Consider the following 18006-nt stretch of genomic DNA (forward strand, 5'->3'; position numbering starts at 1 on the left):
CCCACCAGCCAACCAGCCGACCAGTCGACGCAAATGGAGCAGGACGTTGTCCCGTCAGGTGTTCCTCTATGACCCGCCGGACCGATTCGTCGCCGGTACGGTCGGGCTGCCGGGCCGCCGTACCTTCTTCCTCCAGGCGTCCGCGGGTGGCCGGACCACCAGCGTGGCACTGGAGAAGACCCAGGTCGCGGCGCTCGCCGAGCGGATAGACGAGCTGCTCGACGAGGTGGTGCGCCGCACCGGCGGCAACGCCCCGGTACCGGCCGTCGCCCCCTCCGAACTCAGCGACACCGCGCCCCTCGACGCCCCCGTGGAAGAGGAATTCCGCGTCGGCACCATGGCCCTCGCCTGGGACGGCGAGGAACAGCGCATGATCGTGGAGGCGCAGGCGCTCGTCGAGCTGGAAGCCGAGTCCGAGGAAGACCTCGCCGAAGCCGAGGAACGGCTCCTCCAGGACGACGTGAACGGGCCGCCCATGCTGCGCGTCCGGCTCACCGGCACCCAGGCGCGGGCCTTCGCCAAGCGGGCGCTGGACGTCGTCAACGCCGGTAGGCCGCCCTGCCCGCTGTGCAGCCTGCCGCTCGACCCGGAAGGACACGTATGTCCGCGCCAGAACGGATACCGCCGCGAAGCCTGACGCCCCCGGAGCCGTCCGAGCTGCTGGCCCTGGGCGAGCTGACGGTGCGCGGCCAGGTCCGGGAGGCGTCCAACGCGGTGCTCTACTGCACGGTCGAGTACGAGGGCCACAGCGCCCCGTGCGTCTACAAGCCGGTGGCCGGGGAGCGGCCGCTGTGGGACTTCCCCGACGGCACCCTCGCCCAGCGCGAGGTCGCGGCGTACGAGATCTCCGAGGCCACCGGGTGGGGCCTGGTCCCGCCCACCGTGCTGCGCGACGGGCCGTACGGGCAGGGCATGTGCCAGCTCTGGGTCGAGGTGGCCACCGGCGACGGTGAGGCCGCGGGCGACGACTCCGACGGGGCCGACGACTCCGACGGGGCCGAGCTGCTCGCCCTCGTCGAGGGCGACGAGCCGGGCCCGGGCTGGAAGGCGGTCGGCTTCGCGGAGGTGGGGGAGGGCCGCACCGCGCTGCTGGTGCACGCCGACGACGTACGGCTGCGGCGGCTGGCCGTACTCGACGCGGTGATCAACAACGGCGACCGCAAGGGCGGCCATCTGCTGCCCGCCGCAGGGGGCCGGCTCTATGCGATTGATCACGGTGTGACCTTCAACGCCGAGGACAAGCTGCGCACCCTGCTGTGGGGATGGGCCGGGGAGCCACTGCCGGACGACGTGCTGGAGGTGCTGCGCCGACTGGCGGAGCAGCTCGCCGACGACGGCCCGCTCTGCGCCCGGCTGGCGAAGCTGATCACCGGCGCCGAGATCGAGGCGCTGCGGGACCGAGTGGCGGCGCTGGTGCGGACCGGCGTGCACCCCGCGCCCAGCGGCCAGTGGCCCGCCATTCCGTGGCCGCCGGTCTGAGCCGACGGGGACGAAGCAGGTCACGGGCGGATCCGCAAGAGCGTCCATCCGGCCAACAAACGCGCGGCAGGGGCTATCCGGTTCGTATCCGGAACTGGCATCCGGTTACGCTCATTGCATGTATGCCTGGCCCGCTTCCGAGGTTCCCGCCCTGCCTGGCAGTGGCCGCGACCTGAGGATTCACGACACCGCGACCGGGGGACCGATCACCCTCACCCCCGGCCCCGTCGCCCGCATCTACGTCTGCGGCATCACGCCGTACGACGCGACCCACATGGGTCACGCGGCGACCTACAACGCGTTCGACCTCGTTCAGCGCGTGTGGCTCGACACCAAGCGCCAGGTCCACTACGTGCAGAACGTCACCGACATCGACGATCCGCTCCTGGAGCGGGCCGTGGCGAACGGCGACGACTGGACGGCCCTCGCCGAGCGCGAGACCGCCCTCTTCCGCGAGGACATGACGGCCCTGCGGATGCTGCCCCCGCGGCATTTCATCGGTGCCGTGGAGTCGATACCGGGGATCGTGCCGCTCGTGGAGCGGCTGCGGGACGCGGGCGCGGCGTACGAGGTCGAGGGCGACATCTACTTCTCCGTGGAGTCGGACCCCGCCTTCGGCTCGGTCAGCCGCCTCGACGCCGAGGCCATGCGGCTGCTGTCCGCCGAGCGCGGCGGCGACCCGGAGCGCCCGGGCAAGAAGAACCCGCTGGACCCGATGCTGTGGGTGGCCGCCCGTGAGGGCGAACCGAGTTGGGACGGCGGCTCACTCGGCCCCGGCCGCCCCGGGTGGCACATCGAGTGCGTGGCCATCGCCCTCGACCACCTCGGCATGGGCTTCGACGTCCAGGGCGGCGGCTCCGATCTCGCCTTCCCGCACCACGAGATGGGCGCCTCGCACGCCCAGGTCCTCACCGGCGAGCGGCCGTTCGCGCAGTCGTACGTGCACGCCGGGATGGTCGCGCTGGACGGCGAGAAGATGTCCAAGTCCAAGGGCAACCTGGTCTTCGTCTCCGCGCTGCGGCGCGACGGCGTCGACCCGGCCGCCATCCGGCTCGCCCTGCTCGCCCACCACTACCGCTCCGACTGGGAGTGGACCGACGGCGTCCTGCGGGACGCGGAGGCCCGGCTCGCCCGCTGGCGCGCCGCCGTCTCGCGGCCGGACGGCCCGTCGGCGGACGCGCTGGTGGAGGAGATGCGCGAGGCGCTGGCGAACGACCTCGACTCCCCGGCGGCCCTCGCAGCCGTCGACCGCTGGGCCGCCGCCCAGTCCGCGACCGGCGGCGAGGACGAGGGCGCCCCGGGCCTGGTCTCGCGAGCGGTAGACGCCCTCCTGGGCGTAGCTCTGTAGGTAGTCCCCCCACCCGTCCCTCCCCGAAACCGGGGCTCGGCCCCGGCCCCCGCCGGGGCTGTGCCCCTGGCCCCCGCCCGGGGCCGCGCCCCTGGACTCCGCCCGGATGTCGGACACGTTGTGGGCAATCGTTCCGCGGAGGGGGCACCTCCCAGAGGTAGCTGGGGGAGGAACGGGTAGGCACAACCCGGCCACCGGGCCGCACCCGGCAGCGAAACCCCAGGGGGCACCGCCCGCTCCGCACAGCGCCGGACGGACCGAAGCACGTCGGTCCGTCCGGCGCTGTGGGTCAGGGCTCAGCCCTGGTCGTCCGGGCGATCTTCCGCGTCGCTGCTCGCACCGCTCGCGCCGCCGCTCCCGGTCTGCTCGCCGGTCCCGCCGGACTCACCGCTCCCGGAGCCGGAACCGGAGCCCGAGCCCTCGCCGCCGCCCTCGTCATCCTTCGCGGACGGCTTCCGCGGCCGCGCGTGCCCACTTCCGGGATCTCGCAGATACGGCGCGTCGGCGATCCCCCCGGTCCCCGTCTCCGTCGCATGGCTGCCCGGCGCGCCCGGCGCCCCCGGCGAGCCGTCCCGCCGCCGCAGATAGCGCTCGAATTCCCGCGCGATCGCCTCGCCCGACGCCTCCGGCAGCTCCGCCGTGTCCCGGGCCTCCTCCAACGACTGGACGTACTCGGCGACCTCGCTGTCCTCCGAGGCGAGTTGGTCCACGCCCAGCTGCCACGCGCGCGCGTCCTCGGTCAGCTCGCCGAGCGGGATGCGGACGCCGATCAGGTCCTCGAGGCGGTTCAGCAGGGCCAGGGTCGCCTTCGGGTTCGGCGGCTGGGAGACGTAGTGCGGGACGGCCGCCCAGAGGCTCACCGCGGGGACCCCGGCGTGGGTGCAGGCCTCCTGGAGGATGCCGACGATGCCCGTCGGCCCCTCGTAGCGGGTCTCCTCGAGGTCGAGGCTGCGGGCCAGGTCCGGGTCGGAGGTGACACCGCTGACCGGCACCGGCCGGGTGTGCGGGGTGTCGCCGAGCAGCGCCCCGAGGACGACGACCATCTCGACGCCCAACTCATGGGCGTAGCCGAGGATCTCGTTGCAGAACGACCGCCACCGCATGCTCGGCTCGATCCCGCGCACCAGCACCAGGTCGCGGGTCTTCTCGCCGCCCTCCGCACGGACTACGGAGAGCCGGGTGGTCGGCCAGGTGATCTTGCGGACCCCGTTGTCCAGCGCGACGGTGGGCCGGTTCACCTGGAAGTCGTAGTAGTCCTCGGCGTCGAGGGAGGCGAAGACCTCGCCCTTCCACTCCCGGTCCAGGTGCCCGACCGCGGTGGAGGCGGCGTCTCCGGCGTCGTTCCAGCCCTCGAAGGCACAGATCATGACCGGGTCGATCAGCTCGGGAACCCCCTCAAGCTCGATCACCCAGCGCCTCCTTCCGACCGGGGCGGACGGGTTGGTACCGCCTCCGGCGACAGTTCTTTTGCGTGCGCCCCAAGCCTACGGCTTCAAGGGGCCCCCGCCGCAGCCCCCGTAGGGAAACCCATCCCCATTCATCCGATCTGTTTCCCGAAAGTTGCGGCACACCTCTGGACGAGACCTCCATGTCAGCGCTATACATCGGATCATCGATAAAGGTCCGATGTTCTATCGCGCGATCGTTCAGGGAGCCCCCATTGAGTTTGCGCCCGACCGTCACCGAGCTCGAGGTCCATGACATCCGGTTTCCCACCTCGGAGCAGCTCGACGGCTCGGACGCGATGAATCCGGACCCCGACTACTCCGCTGCCTATGTGGTGCTCCGTACGGACGCCGATCACACCCCCGACGACATCGGCGGGTCCGAAGGGCACGGCTTCGTCTTCACCATCGGCCGCGGCAATGATGTGACCGCCGCCGCCATCCGCTCCCTGCGCCCGCAGGTCGTGGGCCGTCCCGTCCCGCTCACCGCGACCGGACTGGCCGAGCTGTACCGCGACCTCACCCACGATTCCCAGCTGCGCTGGCTCGGCCCGGAGAAGGGCGTCATGCATATGGCGGCCGGTGCGGTGGTGAACGCCGCCTGGGACCTCGCCGCCCGGCGGGCCGGAAAGCCGCTGTGGCAGTTCCTGGCCGACATGTCGCCCGAGGAGCTGGCCGACCTCGTCGACTACCGCTACCTCAGCGACGCCCTCACCCGCGACGAGGCCCTGGCCATCCTGCGCGCCGCCGAGCCCGGCCGCGCCGAGCGCGCCGCGCTGCTGCGCGAGCGCGGCTACCCCGCCTACACCACCTCGGCGGGCTGGCTCGGCTACTCCGACGAGAAAATGATCAAGCTGGCGCAGGAGGCGGTCGCCGAGGGCTTCGATCAGATCAAGCTCAAGGTCGGCGGCGACCTCGACGAGGACCTCAGACGGATGCGGCTGGCCCGCGAGGCGGTCGGCCCGGACGTCCGGATAGCCGTCGACGCCAACCAGCGCTGGGACGTCGCGGAGGCGCTGCGCTGGATGCGCGCCCTGGCGCCGTACGACCCGCACTGGATCGAGGAGCCGACCAGCCCGGACGACGTCCTCGGCCACGCCGCCATCCGCGCCGGACAGCCGGTCAAGGTCGCCACCGGTGAACACGTCGCCAACCGCGTCGTCTTCAAACAGATGCTTCAGGCCGAAGCCGTCGACTTCGTGCAGATCGACGCCGCGCGCGTCGCCGGGGTCAACGAGAACCTGGCGATCCTGCTGCTCGCAGCCAAGCACGGGGTGCCGGTGTGCCCGCACGCGGGCGGCGTGGGCCTGTGCGAACTGGTGCAGCACCTGGCCATGTTCGACTTCGTGGCCGTCTCGGGCAGCTGGGACGACCGGGTCATCGAGTACGTCGACCACCTCCACGAACACTTCGCCGAACCGGCCGTCGTCGAGGCGGGCCGGTACCGCGCACCGGCCGCCCCGGGCTTCTCCGCCCAGATGCTTCCCGAGTCGATCGCCGCCTACCGCTATCCGGACGGGCCCGAATGGCAAACCCGGAAACCGCACAACGCCGCACCACAGAACGCAGTACCGCAGTCCGCACGACAGGAGGAGACCTCTTGAGCCCCACCGGCGACTTCGAAGGGCTGGCCGCGCTCGTCACCGGCGGCGCCTCGGGCATCGGCGCCGCCATCGCCGCCACGCTGCGCGACCGGGGCGCACGCGTCGCCGTGCTCGACCGGGACCCGACGGGCGCCCCGCCCGGGACCCTGCCGGTCAAGACCGACGTCACCTCCGACGACGGCGTACGGACCGCGGTGGAGGCCGTGGTGGCCGAATTCGGCGCCCTGCACACCGTCGTCGGCAATGCGGGCATCGGCGCGATCGGCACCGTCGAGGACAACTCCGACGACGAATGGCACCGGCTGCTGGACGTCAACGTGCTGGGCCTGGTGCGCACCGCGCGGGCCGCGCTGCCGCATCTGCGCGCCGCCGCTGCCGACCGGCCCGGCGCCGTCTCCATCACCCACACCTGCTCGATCGCCGCCACCGCCGGACTGCCGCAGCGCGCCGCGTACAGCGCGAGCAAGGGCGCGGTGCTGTCGCTGACCCTCGCCATGGCCGCCGACCACGTACGCGAGGGCATCCGGGTCAACTGCGTCAACCCCGGCACCGTCGACACCCCGTGGGTGGGGCGGCTGCTCGGCCAGGCCGCCGACCCGGCGGCCGAGCGCGCCGCCCTGGAGGCCCGGCAGCCGACCGGGCGGCTGGTGTCCGCCGAGGAGGTCGCCGCGGCCGTCGCGTATCTGGCGAGTCCCGCCGCCGCGGCCGTCACCGGCACCGCGCTGGCCGTGGACGGCGGGATGCAGGGGCTGCGCCTGCGCCCCGCGACCTGAGCACGGCCGCGTACCGCCACACACCGTCACGCTCACCCGCACCCCATATCGACATACCGCGCGCCCCGCACCATCGCACCCCGCACCACGCACGTCGCACCATTCGACCTAGGACGGGACTCGATGACGAGACTCCGCACCACCGGAGCCGCGGCCTGCGCCGTGCTGCTCGCCGTCGCCGGGCTGGCCGGCTGCAACCGTGAGAGCAACGGCTCCGGCGGCGGCAAGGTGGGCATCGACATGCCGCGCACCGACACCGACTTCTGGAACTCCTACCAGCAGTATCTGGAGAAGGGCATCGACAAGGGCACGGTCTCCGCGCTCCCGCTGTCCAACTCGCAGAACGACATCTCCAAGCTCGTCTCCAACGTGCAGGCGTTCACCGACCAGGGCGCCAAGGCGATCGTCATGGCCCCCCAGGACACCGGGGCCGTCTCCTCCACCCTGGAGCAGCTGGAGGAGAAGAAGATCCCCGTCGTCAGCGTGGACACCCGGCCCGACTCCGGCAAGATCTACATGGTGGTGCGCGCCGACAACCGGGCGTACGGCACCAAGGCGTGCGAATATCTCGGCAAGCAGCTGGGCGGCAAGGGCCGGATCGCCGAACTCCAGGGCGACCTCAGCTCCATCAACGGCCGCGACCGGTCGCAGGCGTTCGCCTCGTGCATGAAGAAGAAGTACCCCGGCATCAAGGTGCACGAGCTGCCCACCGACTGGAAGGGCGACGTCGCCTCCGCGAAGCTCCAGAGCCTGCTGGCCCAGCACCGCAAGCTCGACGGCATCTACATGCAGGCCGGTGGCGCCTTCCTCCAGTCCACCCTGGCGCTGCTGGAGCAGAAGAAGCTGCTCAAGCCCGCGGGCTCGGCGGGCCACATCACGATCATCTCCAACGACGGCATACCGGAGGAGCTGGACGCGATCCGCGCCGGGAAGATCGACGCCACCCTTTCCCAGCCCGCCGACCTCTACGCCAAGTGGGCCCTGAACTACGCCAAGGCGGCGCTGAACGGCGAGAAGTTCAAGCCCGGACCGACCGACCACGGCTCGGAGATCGTCAAGATCGAGAACGGTCTGGAGGACCAGCTTCCGGCCCCGCTGGTCACCAAGGAGAACGTCGACGACCCGAAGCTGTGGGCCAACCAGCTCGAAAAGAAGTAGCCATGGCCAAGGCAGCGGAAGAGGCAGCACAGCCCCCCGTGGTCCGGGCGGAGGGCATCGTCAAACGCTTCGGACCGACCGTCGCCCTGGACCACGCCCACCTGTCCGTGCGCCCCGGGGAGGCGCACGCCCTCGTCGGGCGCAACGGGGCGGGCAAGTCCACGCTGGTGTCCGTCCTCACCGGCATGGAGCGCCCGGACGAGGGCGAGGTGACCTTCTCCGGCGAACCCGCCCCCGGCTACGGCGACACCGCGGCCTGGCAGCGCCGGGTCGCGTGCGTCTACCAGAAGTCGATGGTGGTCCCGCACCTGACGGTCGCCGAGAACCTCTACCTCGGCCGCTTCCAGGGCACCGGGCGCATCCGGTGGCGGGCGCTGCGCGAGGACGCCCGGGCGCTGCTGGGGGAGTACGGGGTGGACGTGGACCCCCAGACCCGGGCCAAGGACCTCGGCGTCGAACAGCGGCAGTTCGTGGAGATCGCCCGCGCGCTGTCCTTCGGCGCCCGGCTGATCATCCTCGACGAGCCCACCGCCCAGCTCGACGCGGGCGGCATCGACCGGCTCTTCACCAAGCTGCTCGAACTGCGCAGGCAGGGCGTCGCCTTCCTGTTCATCTCGCACCACCTCCAGGAGGTCTACGACCTCTGCGACACCGTCACCGTCTTCCGCGACGCCCGGCACGTGCTGACCGCCCCGGTCGCCGACCTGCCCAAGGAGGATCTCGTCGCGGCGATGACGGGCGACGGCGAGGGCGCCCCCGAGGGCGACTCCCGGGCCGCCGTCCGCGCCCCCGTCACCGTGCACGAGGCCGACCCGGGCGGCGAGCCGGTGCTGCGCACCGAAGGGCTCACCCTGGAGGACGAGTTCGCGCCGCTGGACCTGGTGGTGCGGCCGGGCGAGGTGCTGGGCCTGGCCGGGGCGACCGCCAGCGGCAACACGGCGATCGGCGAGACCCTGGTCGGCCTGCGCAAGCCGGGCGGCGGCCGGGTCTCCGTACGGGGCAGGCCGGTACGCCCCGGCAGCGTGCCGCACGCCATCGACGCGGGCATCGGCTACGTCCCGGAGGACCGCCACGACCAGGGTCTCGTCCTGGGCCGCAGCGTCGCCGAGAACGCCACGCTGACCGTCACCGACCAGCTCGGGCCGTACGGCACGGTGCTGCCCTCCCGGACCCGCGCGTTCGCCCAGCGCATGATCACCTCGCTCGACATCAAGACCGCGGGACCGTCGCAGCCCGTCTCGGGCCTGTCCGGCGGCAATCAGCAGAAGGTCGTCATCGCCCGGGCGCTGGCGCGCGAACCGAGCGTGCTGGTCGCGATCCGGCCGACCGCCGGGGTGGACGTGAAGTCCAAGGACGCCCTGCTCGGCGTCGTACGGGACGTCGCGGCGGCCGGGAGCGGCGCGCTGATCGTCTCCGACGAGCTGGACGACCTCCGGGTCTGCGACCGGGTCCTGGCCTTCTTCCACGGGCGGGTCGTCGCCGAGTTCGGCAGCGGCTGGAGCGACCGCCAGCTGGTCGCCGCGATGGAAGGCATCACGGAACCGGGCACGACGGGCACGACCAGTACACCCAGCACGGACGGCACGGCCGGGGGAACCGCAGACCGCACGGGAGGACCACAGACATGATCGGTACCGCACGGCAGCAGCCCGCCGGGGCGGTGGCGGACGGGCCGGCGGGGGCCCGGAGCCGTCCGCGGATCGACATCGCCCGCTGGCGCGATCTGTCCCTGGTCCCGGTGATCTTCGTCCTGGGCGTGATCGGCTTCATCGTCTCGCCCGCCTTCCTCACCGAGGACAACCTGATCGGCGTCGTCCAGCAGTCCACCGAGCTGGGGCTGCTGGTGCTGGGCGAGGCGCTGATCCTGATCAGCGGCCGGATGGACCTCTCCCTGGAGTCCACCATCGCCGTGGCGCCCGTGATCGCCCTCTGGCTGGTGCTGCCCTCGCACGGGGCGCGCTTCGAAGGGCTCGGGCTGCTGCCCGTATGGACCGCCATCCCGCTGTGCCTGGCGGTCGGCGCCCTGATCGGCGCGGCCAACGGCTTCCTGATGCTCAAGCTGCGCGTCAACGGCTTCATCGCGACCCTGGGCATGCTCACCATGCTGCGCGGACTCCAGGTCGGCATCGCCGAGGGCCAGTCCATCGTCAACGTCCCCGAGTCGTTCCGCTACCTCGGCAAGGCCGACTGGCTGGGCGCGCCCGCCGCCGTGTGGCTGTGCCTCGGCCTGTACGCGCTCGGCGGCCTCGCGCTCGGCTATCTGCGGCACGGCCGCGCCCTGTACGCGATCGGCGGCAATCCCGAGGCGGCACGCGCCGCCGGTATCCGCGTCGACCGCATCACCTGGATCGTGCTCGGCGCGGGCGGCTTACTGGCCGCCTTCGCCGGAATCCTCTACACCGGCCACTACGGCTCGGTCGCCGCGACCCAGGGCAACGGCTGGATCTTCCAGGTGTTCGCCGCCGCGGTCATCGGCGGCATCAGCCTCAAGGGCGGCCGCGGCACGCTCTTCGGAGCCCTCACGGGTGTGCTTACGCTGCAATTGGTCGTCAATGTGATGACCCTCGGCGGCGTTCCGCCACTGTGGAACCAGTTCATCAACGGCTCCATCATCATCGTCGCGCTGATCATCTCCCGCTACGCGAGCGGCGAGAAGCAGGACTGACACCGGGAACACAGGAACTCAGGAACAGAGGAACAGAGGCGAGGAACCATGGCGCAGGTACCACAGGGGGCGCGTGAATTGGGGCGCTCGGGCGTCCACGTACCACCCCTCGGGCTCGGCTGCGCCCCGCTGGCCAATCTGTACGCCGCGGTGCCCGAGGAACGCGCCCTGGCGACCGTCCACACCGCCCTGGACCTCGGCTGCACCTACCTCGACACCGCCCCGCACTACGGCGTCGGGCTGTCCGAGGAACGGCTGGGCCGCGCGCTCGCCGGGCGCGACCGCGGCTCGTACACGCTCTCCACCAAGGTGGGGCGGCGGCTGCGGGACCGGGCGCCCGGCGAGCCCGCCCAGCCGGACGGGTTCGCGGACACCCCCGACCGCGTCCGCGAGTGGGACTTCACCCGGGACGGCATCCGCGCCTCCCTGGAATCCTCCCTGGAACGCCTCGGGGTCGAGGCCCTCGACATCGTCTACGTCCACGATCCGGAAAACCACATCCGTGAGGTGTACGAGACGGCCTTCCCGGCGCTCGCCGAACTGCGCGACCAGAAGCTCGTCCGGGCCATCGGCTTCGGCATGAACTACAGCGACGTCCTCGCCCGCTTCGTCGCCGACCTCGATGTCGACGTCGTCCTGTGCGCCGGGCGCTGGACCCTGCTGGAGCGCACCGCCTACGACGACCTGCTGCCGGTGTGCGAGCGGCGCGGCACCTCCGTGGTGGTCGGCGGCGTCTACAACTCCGGGCTGCTCGCCGATCCCCGCCCCGGCGCCCGCTACAACTACGAGGAGGCACCCCCCGAGATCGCCGAGCGGGCCCGGCGGCTCGCCGCCGTCTGCGCCGAGTTCGGGGTGCCGCTGCGGGCCGCCGCCCTGCGCTTCCCGTTCGGCCACCCGGCCGTGGCCACGGCGGTCATCGGCGCCGCCGGGCCGGACGAAGTGCGGGACAACGCCGAGATGTTCGGCTACGACATCCCCGACGAGCTGTGGCACGCGCTGGTCGAGCGCGGCCTGCTCGACGACGACATCCCGCTGCCGGTCTGAGGAGAGTCCGTGTCCCGCCGAATCGACGCCCACCACCACCTGTGGGACCTGTCCCGCCGGCCGCAGCCGTGGATGGACGGCCCCTGGGCCGACCCCATCGCCCGCACCGTCACCACCGCGGACCTGCTGCCGCACCTGGACGCCCACGGGATCGGCGCCACCGTCGTCGTCCAGTCCAGCTCCTCGTACGACGAGACCCGCGAACTCCTCGCCCTGGCGGGCGCCTCGGACCGCATCGCGGGCGTCGTCGGCTGGGCCGACCTCACCGACCCCGACCTGCCCGCGGTGCTCGCCGCCCTGGCCGCGGGCCCCGGCGGCGACCGGCTGGTGGGCCTGCGGCACCAGGTGCAGGACGAGCCGGACCCCGACTGGCTGGGCCGCGCCGACGTACGGCGCGGCCTCGCCGACACGGCCGACGCGGGCCTCGTCTACGACCTGCTGGTCACCCCGCGCGAGCTGCCCGCCGCGATTACCGCGGTGCGGGAGCTGCCGGGGGTGCGCTTCGTCCTCGACCACGCGGCCAAGCCGCCGATCGCGAGCGGCGAGCGCGCCCCGTGGACCGGCCTCCTGACGCAACTGGCCGCCCTGCCGAACGTCGACTGCAAGCTCTCGGGGCTGGTCACCGAGGCCGACTGGGAGACCTGGAAGCCGGAACAGGTGCTTCCGTACGCCCGTCACGTACTGGAGGCGTTCGGCCCGGAGCGGGTGCTGTTCGGCTCGGACTGGCCGGTGTGCGAACTGGCCGCGACGTACGCGGACGTCGTGACCCTGGCGGACCGTGCGACGGCCGGACTGACCACCGACGAACGCATGTCGATCTTCGGCACCAACGCGGCCCGCGCATACGCCCTGGGAACCTAACGCAAGCGCCCCGCACACGGCGCCCGCCCCCTCCGCCGCCCGCGCCCTCGGCCTGGTCCCCAGCGCGTCCCGGCCCCGCTACGCGGCTGTGCCCCCGTTGAAGGCCCCCTCCAGCCCGGCAGAGCCCGGCCCAGCCTGACCCGGAGCCTGCCGACCCGGGGCGACCTGCGCGGGGGGAGCCCCGGCCGCGGCTGCTCTCGGTCCCGGGGCCCTCAGGTCGGTCCCCAGCGCGGCGTTCGGCCTGGGCGAGCCCGCCGATTTGAGCTGCCTTGCGCTGGGCTCCCGGGCCCCGCACCCTTCCGCGGCTGTCCTCCGCCCCCGCAGCCCCACGGGCTGGGGCCCAAACGCGGCTCCGCCCCGCTCCGCGGTTCCGCCTCCGTTGAGGGTCCCGCCCCCTCCGGCCCAGCTTGGCCTGGCCGAGCCCGCCGACCCGGACCTGCCTGCGCGCCCTAGCCGTGGCTGCTCTCGGCCACCCACGGCCCGCGGGCTGGGGCCCAGCGCGGCCCTGCCCCGTTACGCGGCCCCACCCCCGTTGAAGGCCCCGCATCCTCCGGCCCAGCTTGGCCTGACAGAGTCCGCCGAACCCGGGCCGACCCGTGCGGGCGCCCCGCCCCCTCTACGGCGGCTCCCCCCTGCGTCCCTCGGGTTGGGACCTGGCGCGTGGCGTTCGGCTTGGGCGAGCCCGCCGATTTGGGCTGCCTTGCGCTGGGCTCCCGGGCCCCGCACCCTTCGCGGCTGTCCTCCGCCCCCGCGGCCCGCGGGCTGGGGCCCAGCGCGGCCCTGCCCCGAGCGCGGCCCGTGCTCGGCTTCGGGCCGGGGGCTGGGGCGGACGTGCCCCACCATCCAGCCCCTCCGGCGTTTGAGGAGCGGGGGCCGGGGCGGAGCCCTGGGTTCGGGAAGGGGCGGGGTGGGGAAAGACGCCCCCGCCCCATCACAGCGTCGACCGCAACCACTGCTCCACACTCGCGACATGCACCGTCGCCCACGACCGCGCAGCCTCCGCATCCCGATCCCGCAGCGCCCCCAGAATCGCCCGGTGCTCATGGAGCGTGCGGCTGACCGCGTCCTCCTGTGTGAGACCGCGCCACACGCGGGCGCGGGTCGTGGGGCCGGAGAGCCCGTCCAGGAGGGAGCAGAGCACCGAGTTGCCCGACGCGTGGACGATGCCCCGGTGGAATTCGAGGTCGCAGGCGACCAGCTCCTCCACCGAGGGCGCCTCGCCGAGCGCGTCCAGCTGGGCCCCGAGCGCGTCCAGTTCGGCGTCGCTGATCCGGCTACAGGCCTGCGCCGTGGCCGCGGGCTCCAGGATGCGGCGCACCGCCAGGAACTCCAGCACGGTGTCGTCCCGGTGGAAGTCCACGACGAAGCTCAGCGCCTCCAGCAGCAGCTGGGGATCGAGGCTGGTGACGTACGTACCGTCGCCCTGCCGCACGTCGAGGATGCGGATCAGGGACAGCGCGCGGACGGCCTCGCGCAGCGAATTGCGGGACAGACCCAGATCCGCGGCCAGCTCGCTCTCCTTGGGAAGCCGGTCACCCGGGCGCAGCGCACCCGAGACGATCATGCCCTTGATTTTTTCGATCGCCTCGTCGGTGACCGCCATGATGGACCTCCGGGTCAAACATCCGATGTATGGGTCCATTATGGCGCGCGCGGACCGGCGGCGTCTTCCGGGGACGCCGCCGGTCCGTTTCGATCCGCTGTCGGCTGCTGCCGAGGTGGCTCAGAAGGTGAAGGGGCCCGGGGACTGGGCCGAGGTGGCGGTGCAGTTGACCGTGATCAGGCCGAAGACCACCAGCTTGAGCGACTTGGCCTCCAGCACGTCGCCCGCGGCCACGGTGCCCTTGAGCGGGCCGGTGGTCACGTCGGCGCCGGTCTTGATGGCCGGGTTGGCGTTGCCGGTGAACGTCGTGGTGCCGGAGCCGTTCTTCGACAGCGTGAGGGTGGAGCTGACCGCGCCCGCCGGAATGTCGATCGGCGCCTTGACGGCCGCCGAGGACAGGGTGATGGTCGCGGCGGTGCCGCTCTGCGTGGCGGTCAGCGTCGCCAGACCAGAACCGAAGGTTCCGCAGTCGGCCGTCAACGTCGCGGTGGTCGGGGTGACCGCGACCGCGCTCGGCGCCAGCGCGAGCGCGCCGGCGGCCAGTGCTGCTGTTCCCATTGCCGTGCCGATCCCGAGCTTGATGCGTCTCATGGGACTGCCTTCCGGAGTGGGGGAAGTGAGCGGTGGGCTGGTGGGGGGTGCGTCCGCGCTTCCTGACTGCCCGTCATGCGCGGACGGAGCTATTGATACGCGTGGCGCCGAAGAAGGCAAGAGTGATTCCGCAACTTTTTAACTCGCGAGTAAGGTCCCGCCCCGCGCGCAGCCCCGCGCACAGCCCCTCCGCACACACCGACGGCCGGGCGAGAAGAAGCGATTTCTCACCCGGCCGTCGACAGGGCCGTCGACAGAAACGTCAGCCGCGCTTGGCCAGCAGCTCCTCGACCCGCCCGCGGATGGCGTCGTCGTCCAGGCCGCGGATCGTCAGCGTGGTGCGGCGGCGCAGCACGTCGTCCGCGGTCTGCGCCCACTCGTGGTCACGGGCGTAGACGACCTGGGCCCAGATCTCCGGCGCGTCCGGGTGGATCCGCTCGGCGAGCGCCGCGTCGCCGCTCGCCAGCCGCGCGATGTCGAAGGAGAGCGAACCGTAGTGGGTCGCCAGGTGGCGCGCGGTGTCCGCGGCCATGCGCGGGCCCGGCGTACCGCCGTCCACCAGCAGCCGGTGGGCGACCGCGTGCGGATTGGCGAGGCCGGGCAGCGGCATGTGCTTGGGCAGCTGCTTGACCGGCTCCATGTCGTCCGCCAGCGGACGGCCCGGCAGCTCGGCGAGCTTGCTCATCACGGTGCGGCCGATGTGGCGGAAGGTGGTCCACTTGCCGCCCGCTATGGAGAGCATGCCGCCCTTGCCCTCGGTGACGACCGTCTCCCGCTTGGCCTTCGCGGTGTCGCCGGGGCCGCCGGGCAGCACCCGCAGCCCCGCGAACGCGTAGGTGATCAGGTCGCGGGAGAGCTGCTGGTCGCGGATGGAGAACGCGGCCTCGTCCAGGATCTGGGTGATGTCCGCGTCGTTGACCGCGACATCGGCCGGGTCGCCCTCGTACGGCTCGTCGGTGGTGCCGAGCAGCAGCATGTCCTCCCAGGGGAGGGCGAAGGTGATGCGGTACTTGTCGATGGGCGTCGCCAGCGCCGCCCGCCACGGGGAGGTGCGCTTGAGGACCAGGTGGGCGCCCTTGGAGAGCCGGATGGACGGTGCCGCGTTCGGGTCCTCCATCCGCCGCAGGTGGTCCACCCAGGGGCCGGTGGCGTTGAGCACCAGCCGGGCGTTGACGCCGAACTCGGTGCCGTCGGTGCGGTCCCTCAGCTCCGCGCCGGTGACCCGGCCGTCCGTCTTGCGCAGCCCGGTGACCTCGGCGTGGTTGAGCACGGTGGCGCCCGCGTCGACCGCCGCCCGGACCGTCATCAGGGCCATGCGGCTGTCGTTCATCTGCCCGTCGCCGTACACGGCGACCGCCCGCAGCCCCTCGGTGCGCAGCTCCGGCACGTCCCGCGCGGCCTTCTCGGCGTTGATCACATGGCCGACGCCGTCGCGGAACGCGGAGAGCGCCGAGTACGCGAAGACGCCCGCGCCCAGCTTGGCCGCGCCGTGCGGGCCGCCCTTGTAGACCGGCAGGTAGAAGGTGAGCGGGTTGGACAGGTGCGGCGCGACGCTGCGCGAGACGGCACGCCGCTCGAAGTGGTTCTCGGCGACGAGCTTGACCGCACCGGTCTGGAGGTAGCGCAGGCCGCCGTGGAGCAGCTTGGAGGAGGCGGAGGAGGTGGCGCCGGCGAAGTCGCCGGCGTCCACCATGGCCACCCGCAGTCCGGACTGCGCGGCGTGCCAGGCAGTGGTGATGCCCAGGATGCCGCCGCCGATCACCAGGAGGTCGTACGAAGCCTTGGACAGCTGTTCCCGGGTTTCGGCGCGGGTCGGGTGCGAACCGGCAGCCGGGTGCGTCCCGAGGGAAGGAACGCTCTGCAGGGGGGTCATTGAGATTACTCCTCGTCCTCGATCCAGCCCATGGTCCGCTGCACGGCCTTGAGCCAGTTCTTGTACTCGCGGTCCCGTATGTCCGCGTCCATACGGGGGGTCCACTCGGCGGCCCGGCGCCAGTTGGCGCGCAGCGCGTCGGTGTCCGGCCAGAAGCCGACGGCCAGGCCGGCGGCGTAGGCGGCGCCGAGGCAGGTGGTCTCGGCCACCATCGGGCGCACCACGGGTGCGTCGAGGGCGTCCGAGAGGGTCTGCATCAGCAGGTTGTTGGAGGTCATTCCGCCGTCGACCTTGAGCGCGGTCAGCTCGACGCCGGAGTCCTTGGTCATCGCGTCGACGATCTCGCGGGTCTGCCAGGCGGTGGCCTCCAGCACGGCCCGCGCGATGTGCGCCTTGGTGACGTAGCGGGTCAGGCCCGCGATCACGCCGCGCGCGTCGTCGCGCCAGTACGGGGCGAACAGCCCGGAGAAAGCGGGCACGAAGTACGCGCCGCCGTTGTCGTCCACCGAGCTGGCCAGGGTCTCGATCTCGGCGGCGCTGTTGATCAGCCCCATCTGGTCGCGCATCCACTGCACCAGCGAACCGGTGACCGCGATGGAGCCCTCCAGGGCGTACACCGGCTTCTGGTCGCCGATCCGGTAACCGACGGTGGTCAGCAGGCCGTTGTAGGAGTTGACCGGCTTGTCGGCGGTGTTCATCAGCAGGAAGGTGCCGGTGCCGTACGTGGACTTGGCCTCGCCCTCGGCGAAACAGGTCTGGCCGAACAGGGCCGCCTGCTGGTCGCCGAGCGCGGAGGCGACGGGCACGCCCTGGAGGACGCCCTCGGCGGTCCGCCCGTACACCTCGGCGGAGGAGCGGATCTTCGGCAGCACGGCGGCCGGGATCTCCATCGACGTCAGGATCTTCTGGTCCCAGTCGAGGGTGTGCAGGTTCATCAGCATGGTGCGGGAGGCGTTGGTGACGTCGGTGACGTGCACGCCGCCGTTGACCCCGCCGGTCAGGTTCCAGATGACCCAGGAGTCCATGGTGCCGAAGAGGATGTCGCCCGACTCGGCGCGCTCGCGCAGCCCCTCGACGTTGTCGAGCAGCCAGCGGATCTTGGGTCCGGCGAAGTAGGACGCCAGGGGGAGGCCCGTCTCGCGGCGGAAGCGGTCCTGGCCGACGTTGCGGCCCAGCTCCCGGCAGAGCGCGTCGGTGCGGGTGTCCTGCCAGACCAGCGCGTTGTGCACCGGCTCGCCGGTGTTCTTGTCCCACAGCAGGGTGGTCTCGCGCTGGTTGGTGATGCCGATCGCCTTGACGTCGGCGGAGGTGATCTCGGCCTTGGTGATCGCGCCGGTCACGACCTCCTGCACGTTCTGCCAGATCTCGGTCGCATTGTGTTCGACCCAGCCCGGCTTGGGGAAAATCTGTTCGTGCTCCTTCTGGTCGACCGAGACGATGCGCCCGTCCCGGTCGAAGACGATGCAGCGGCTGGACGTGGTGCCCTGGTCGATGGCGGCGATGAACGGACCGTGTCCGTGGGAGGAGGCGCTCGTGGTGTGGGTGTCGGTCATGGTGGGTTG

The 18006-nt window shown here is 72.1% G+C and carries 15 protein-coding genes; 10 read left to right on the plus strand and 5 right to left on the minus strand.

The genetic code is table 11. The features are described from left to right. The first annotated feature begins 46 nt into the window (after positions 1–46). From LCH29_RS06535 to mshC, 3 genes are all read left to right on the plus strand, one after another. A complete protein-coding gene (locus LCH29_RS06535) occupies positions 47–637 on the plus strand; it encodes a DUF3090 domain-containing protein (RefSeq protein ID WP_055553352.1) in 591 nt (196 codons plus the stop codon). Then, the gene (locus LCH29_RS06540) at positions 601–1479 is read left to right on the plus strand and encodes an SCO1664 family protein (RefSeq protein ID WP_446460724.1); all 879 of its coding nucleotides are present in this window, start codon (positions 601–603) and stop codon (positions 1477–1479) included. The genes LCH29_RS06535 and LCH29_RS06540 overlap by 37 nt, the downstream gene beginning before the upstream one ends. A gap of 118 nt (positions 1480–1597) precedes the next feature. After that, entirely contained in the window at positions 1598–2827 is a 1230-nt protein-coding gene (gene mshC / locus LCH29_RS06545; protein WP_446460725.1) for a cysteine--1-D-myo-inosityl 2-amino-2-deoxy-alpha-D-glucopyranoside ligase, read from the plus strand. Between the two features lie 296 nt (positions 2828–3123). Here the strand turns inward: mshC and LCH29_RS06550 are convergent, their stop codons facing one another. Continuing rightward, positions 3124–4236 (minus strand): PAC2 family protein, encoded by a 1113-nt coding sequence (locus tag LCH29_RS06550; protein WP_446460726.1) that lies wholly within the window; start codon positions 4234–4236, stop codon positions 3124–3126. A gap of 257 nt (positions 4237–4493) precedes the next feature. Between LCH29_RS06550 and LCH29_RS06555 the strand changes: the two genes are divergently transcribed. The 7 genes from LCH29_RS06555 (at position 4494) to LCH29_RS06585 (ending at position 12377) form a co-directional block, all read left to right on the plus strand. Then, the gene (locus tag LCH29_RS06555) at positions 4494–5876 is read left to right on the plus strand and encodes an enolase C-terminal domain-like protein (RefSeq protein WP_446460787.1); all 1383 of its coding nucleotides are present in this window, start codon (positions 4494–4496) and stop codon (positions 5874–5876) included. Beyond that, positions 5873–6649 carry an SDR family NAD(P)-dependent oxidoreductase gene (locus LCH29_RS06560; RefSeq protein WP_446460727.1) on the plus strand — a complete coding sequence of 259 codons (777 nt, stop codon included), beginning with the start codon at positions 5873–5875 and terminating at the stop codon, positions 6647–6649. The genes LCH29_RS06555 and LCH29_RS06560 overlap by 4 nt, the downstream gene beginning before the upstream one ends. A gap of 123 nt (positions 6650–6772) precedes the next feature. Next, complete coding sequence (locus tag LCH29_RS06565; RefSeq protein ID WP_446460728.1) at positions 6773–7807, plus strand: sugar ABC transporter substrate-binding protein; 1035 nt, start codon at positions 6773–6775, stop codon at positions 7805–7807. 2 nt (positions 7808–7809) lie between these two features. Continuing rightward, positions 7810–9435, plus strand: a complete 1626-nt coding sequence (locus tag LCH29_RS06570; RefSeq protein WP_446460729.1) for a sugar ABC transporter ATP-binding protein — start codon at positions 7810–7812, stop codon at positions 9433–9435. Then, entirely contained in the window at positions 9432–10472 is a 1041-nt protein-coding gene (locus tag LCH29_RS06575) for an ABC transporter permease (RefSeq protein ID WP_446460730.1), read from the plus strand. The genes LCH29_RS06570 and LCH29_RS06575 overlap by 4 nt, the downstream gene beginning before the upstream one ends. A gap of 48 nt (positions 10473–10520) precedes the next feature. After that, on the plus strand, positions 10521–11516 hold the full coding sequence (locus LCH29_RS06580; protein ID WP_446460731.1) for an aldo/keto reductase: 996 nt from the start codon (positions 10521–10523) through the stop codon (positions 11514–11516). A gap of 9 nt (positions 11517–11525) precedes the next feature. Further along, positions 11526–12377, plus strand: coding sequence for an amidohydrolase family protein (locus LCH29_RS06585; RefSeq protein ID WP_446460732.1), 852 nt, complete (start codon positions 11526–11528; stop codon positions 12375–12377). A gap of 931 nt (positions 12378–13308) precedes the next feature. Here the strand turns inward: LCH29_RS06585 and LCH29_RS06590 are convergent. From LCH29_RS06590 to glpK, 4 genes are all read right to left on the minus strand, one after another. Beyond that, entirely contained in the window at positions 13309–13980 is a 672-nt protein-coding gene (locus tag LCH29_RS06590; RefSeq protein ID WP_123101094.1) for a FadR/GntR family transcriptional regulator, read from the minus strand. A 120-nt stretch (positions 13981–14100) separates the two neighbouring features. Then, positions 14101–14571, minus strand: coding sequence for a hypothetical protein (locus LCH29_RS06595; protein ID WP_063733798.1), 471 nt, complete (start codon positions 14569–14571; stop codon positions 14101–14103). A gap of 262 nt (positions 14572–14833) precedes the next feature. Then, entirely contained in the window at positions 14834–16444 is a 1611-nt protein-coding gene (locus LCH29_RS06600; protein ID WP_446460733.1) for an FAD-dependent oxidoreductase, read from the minus strand. Positions 16445–16449: 5 nt separating this feature from the next. Continuing rightward, positions 16450–17997 carry a glycerol kinase GlpK gene (gene glpK, locus LCH29_RS06605; RefSeq protein ID WP_446460734.1) on the minus strand — a complete coding sequence of 516 codons (1548 nt, stop codon included), beginning with the start codon at positions 17995–17997 and terminating at the stop codon, positions 16450–16452. Positions 17998–18006: the final 9 nt, after the last annotated feature.

The organism is Streptomyces sp. BRA346 (genome assembly GCF_052851135.1).

What these genes read in the sequence shown, in the direction of transcription:
- LCH29_RS06540 (WP_446460724.1), top strand. Translation starts at nt 601, where the DNA reads ATGTCCGCGCCAGAACGGATACCGCCGCGAAGCCTGACGCCCCCGGAG.
- mshC (WP_446460725.1), top strand. Translation starts at nt 1,598, where the DNA reads ATGTATGCCTGGCCCGCTTCCGAGGTTCCCGCCCTGCCTGGCAGTGGC.
- LCH29_RS06565 (WP_446460728.1), top strand. Translation starts at nt 6,773, where the DNA reads ATGACGAGACTCCGCACCACCGGAGCCGCGGCCTGCGCCGTGCTGCTC.
- LCH29_RS06570 (WP_446460729.1), top strand. Translation starts at nt 7,810, where the DNA reads ATGGCCAAGGCAGCGGAAGAGGCAGCACAGCCCCCCGTGGTCCGGGCG.
- LCH29_RS06575 (WP_446460730.1), top strand. Translation starts at nt 9,432, where the DNA reads ATGATCGGTACCGCACGGCAGCAGCCCGCCGGGGCGGTGGCGGACGGG.
- LCH29_RS06580 (WP_446460731.1), top strand. Translation starts at nt 10,521, where the DNA reads ATGGCGCAGGTACCACAGGGGGCGCGTGAATTGGGGCGCTCGGGCGTC.
- LCH29_RS06590 (WP_123101094.1), bottom strand. Translation starts at nt 13,980, where the DNA reads ATGGCGGTCACCGACGAGGCGATCGAAAAAATCAAGGGCATGATCGTC.
- LCH29_RS06595 (WP_063733798.1), bottom strand. Translation starts at nt 14,571, where the DNA reads ATGAGACGCATCAAGCTCGGGATCGGCACGGCAATGGGAACAGCAGCA.
- LCH29_RS06600 (WP_446460733.1), bottom strand. Translation starts at nt 16,444, where the DNA reads ATGACCCCCCTGCAGAGCGTTCCTTCCCTCGGGACGCACCCGGCTGCC.
- glpK (WP_446460734.1), bottom strand. Translation starts at nt 17,997, where the DNA reads ATGACCGACACCCACACCACGAGCGCCTCCTCCCACGGACACGGTCCG.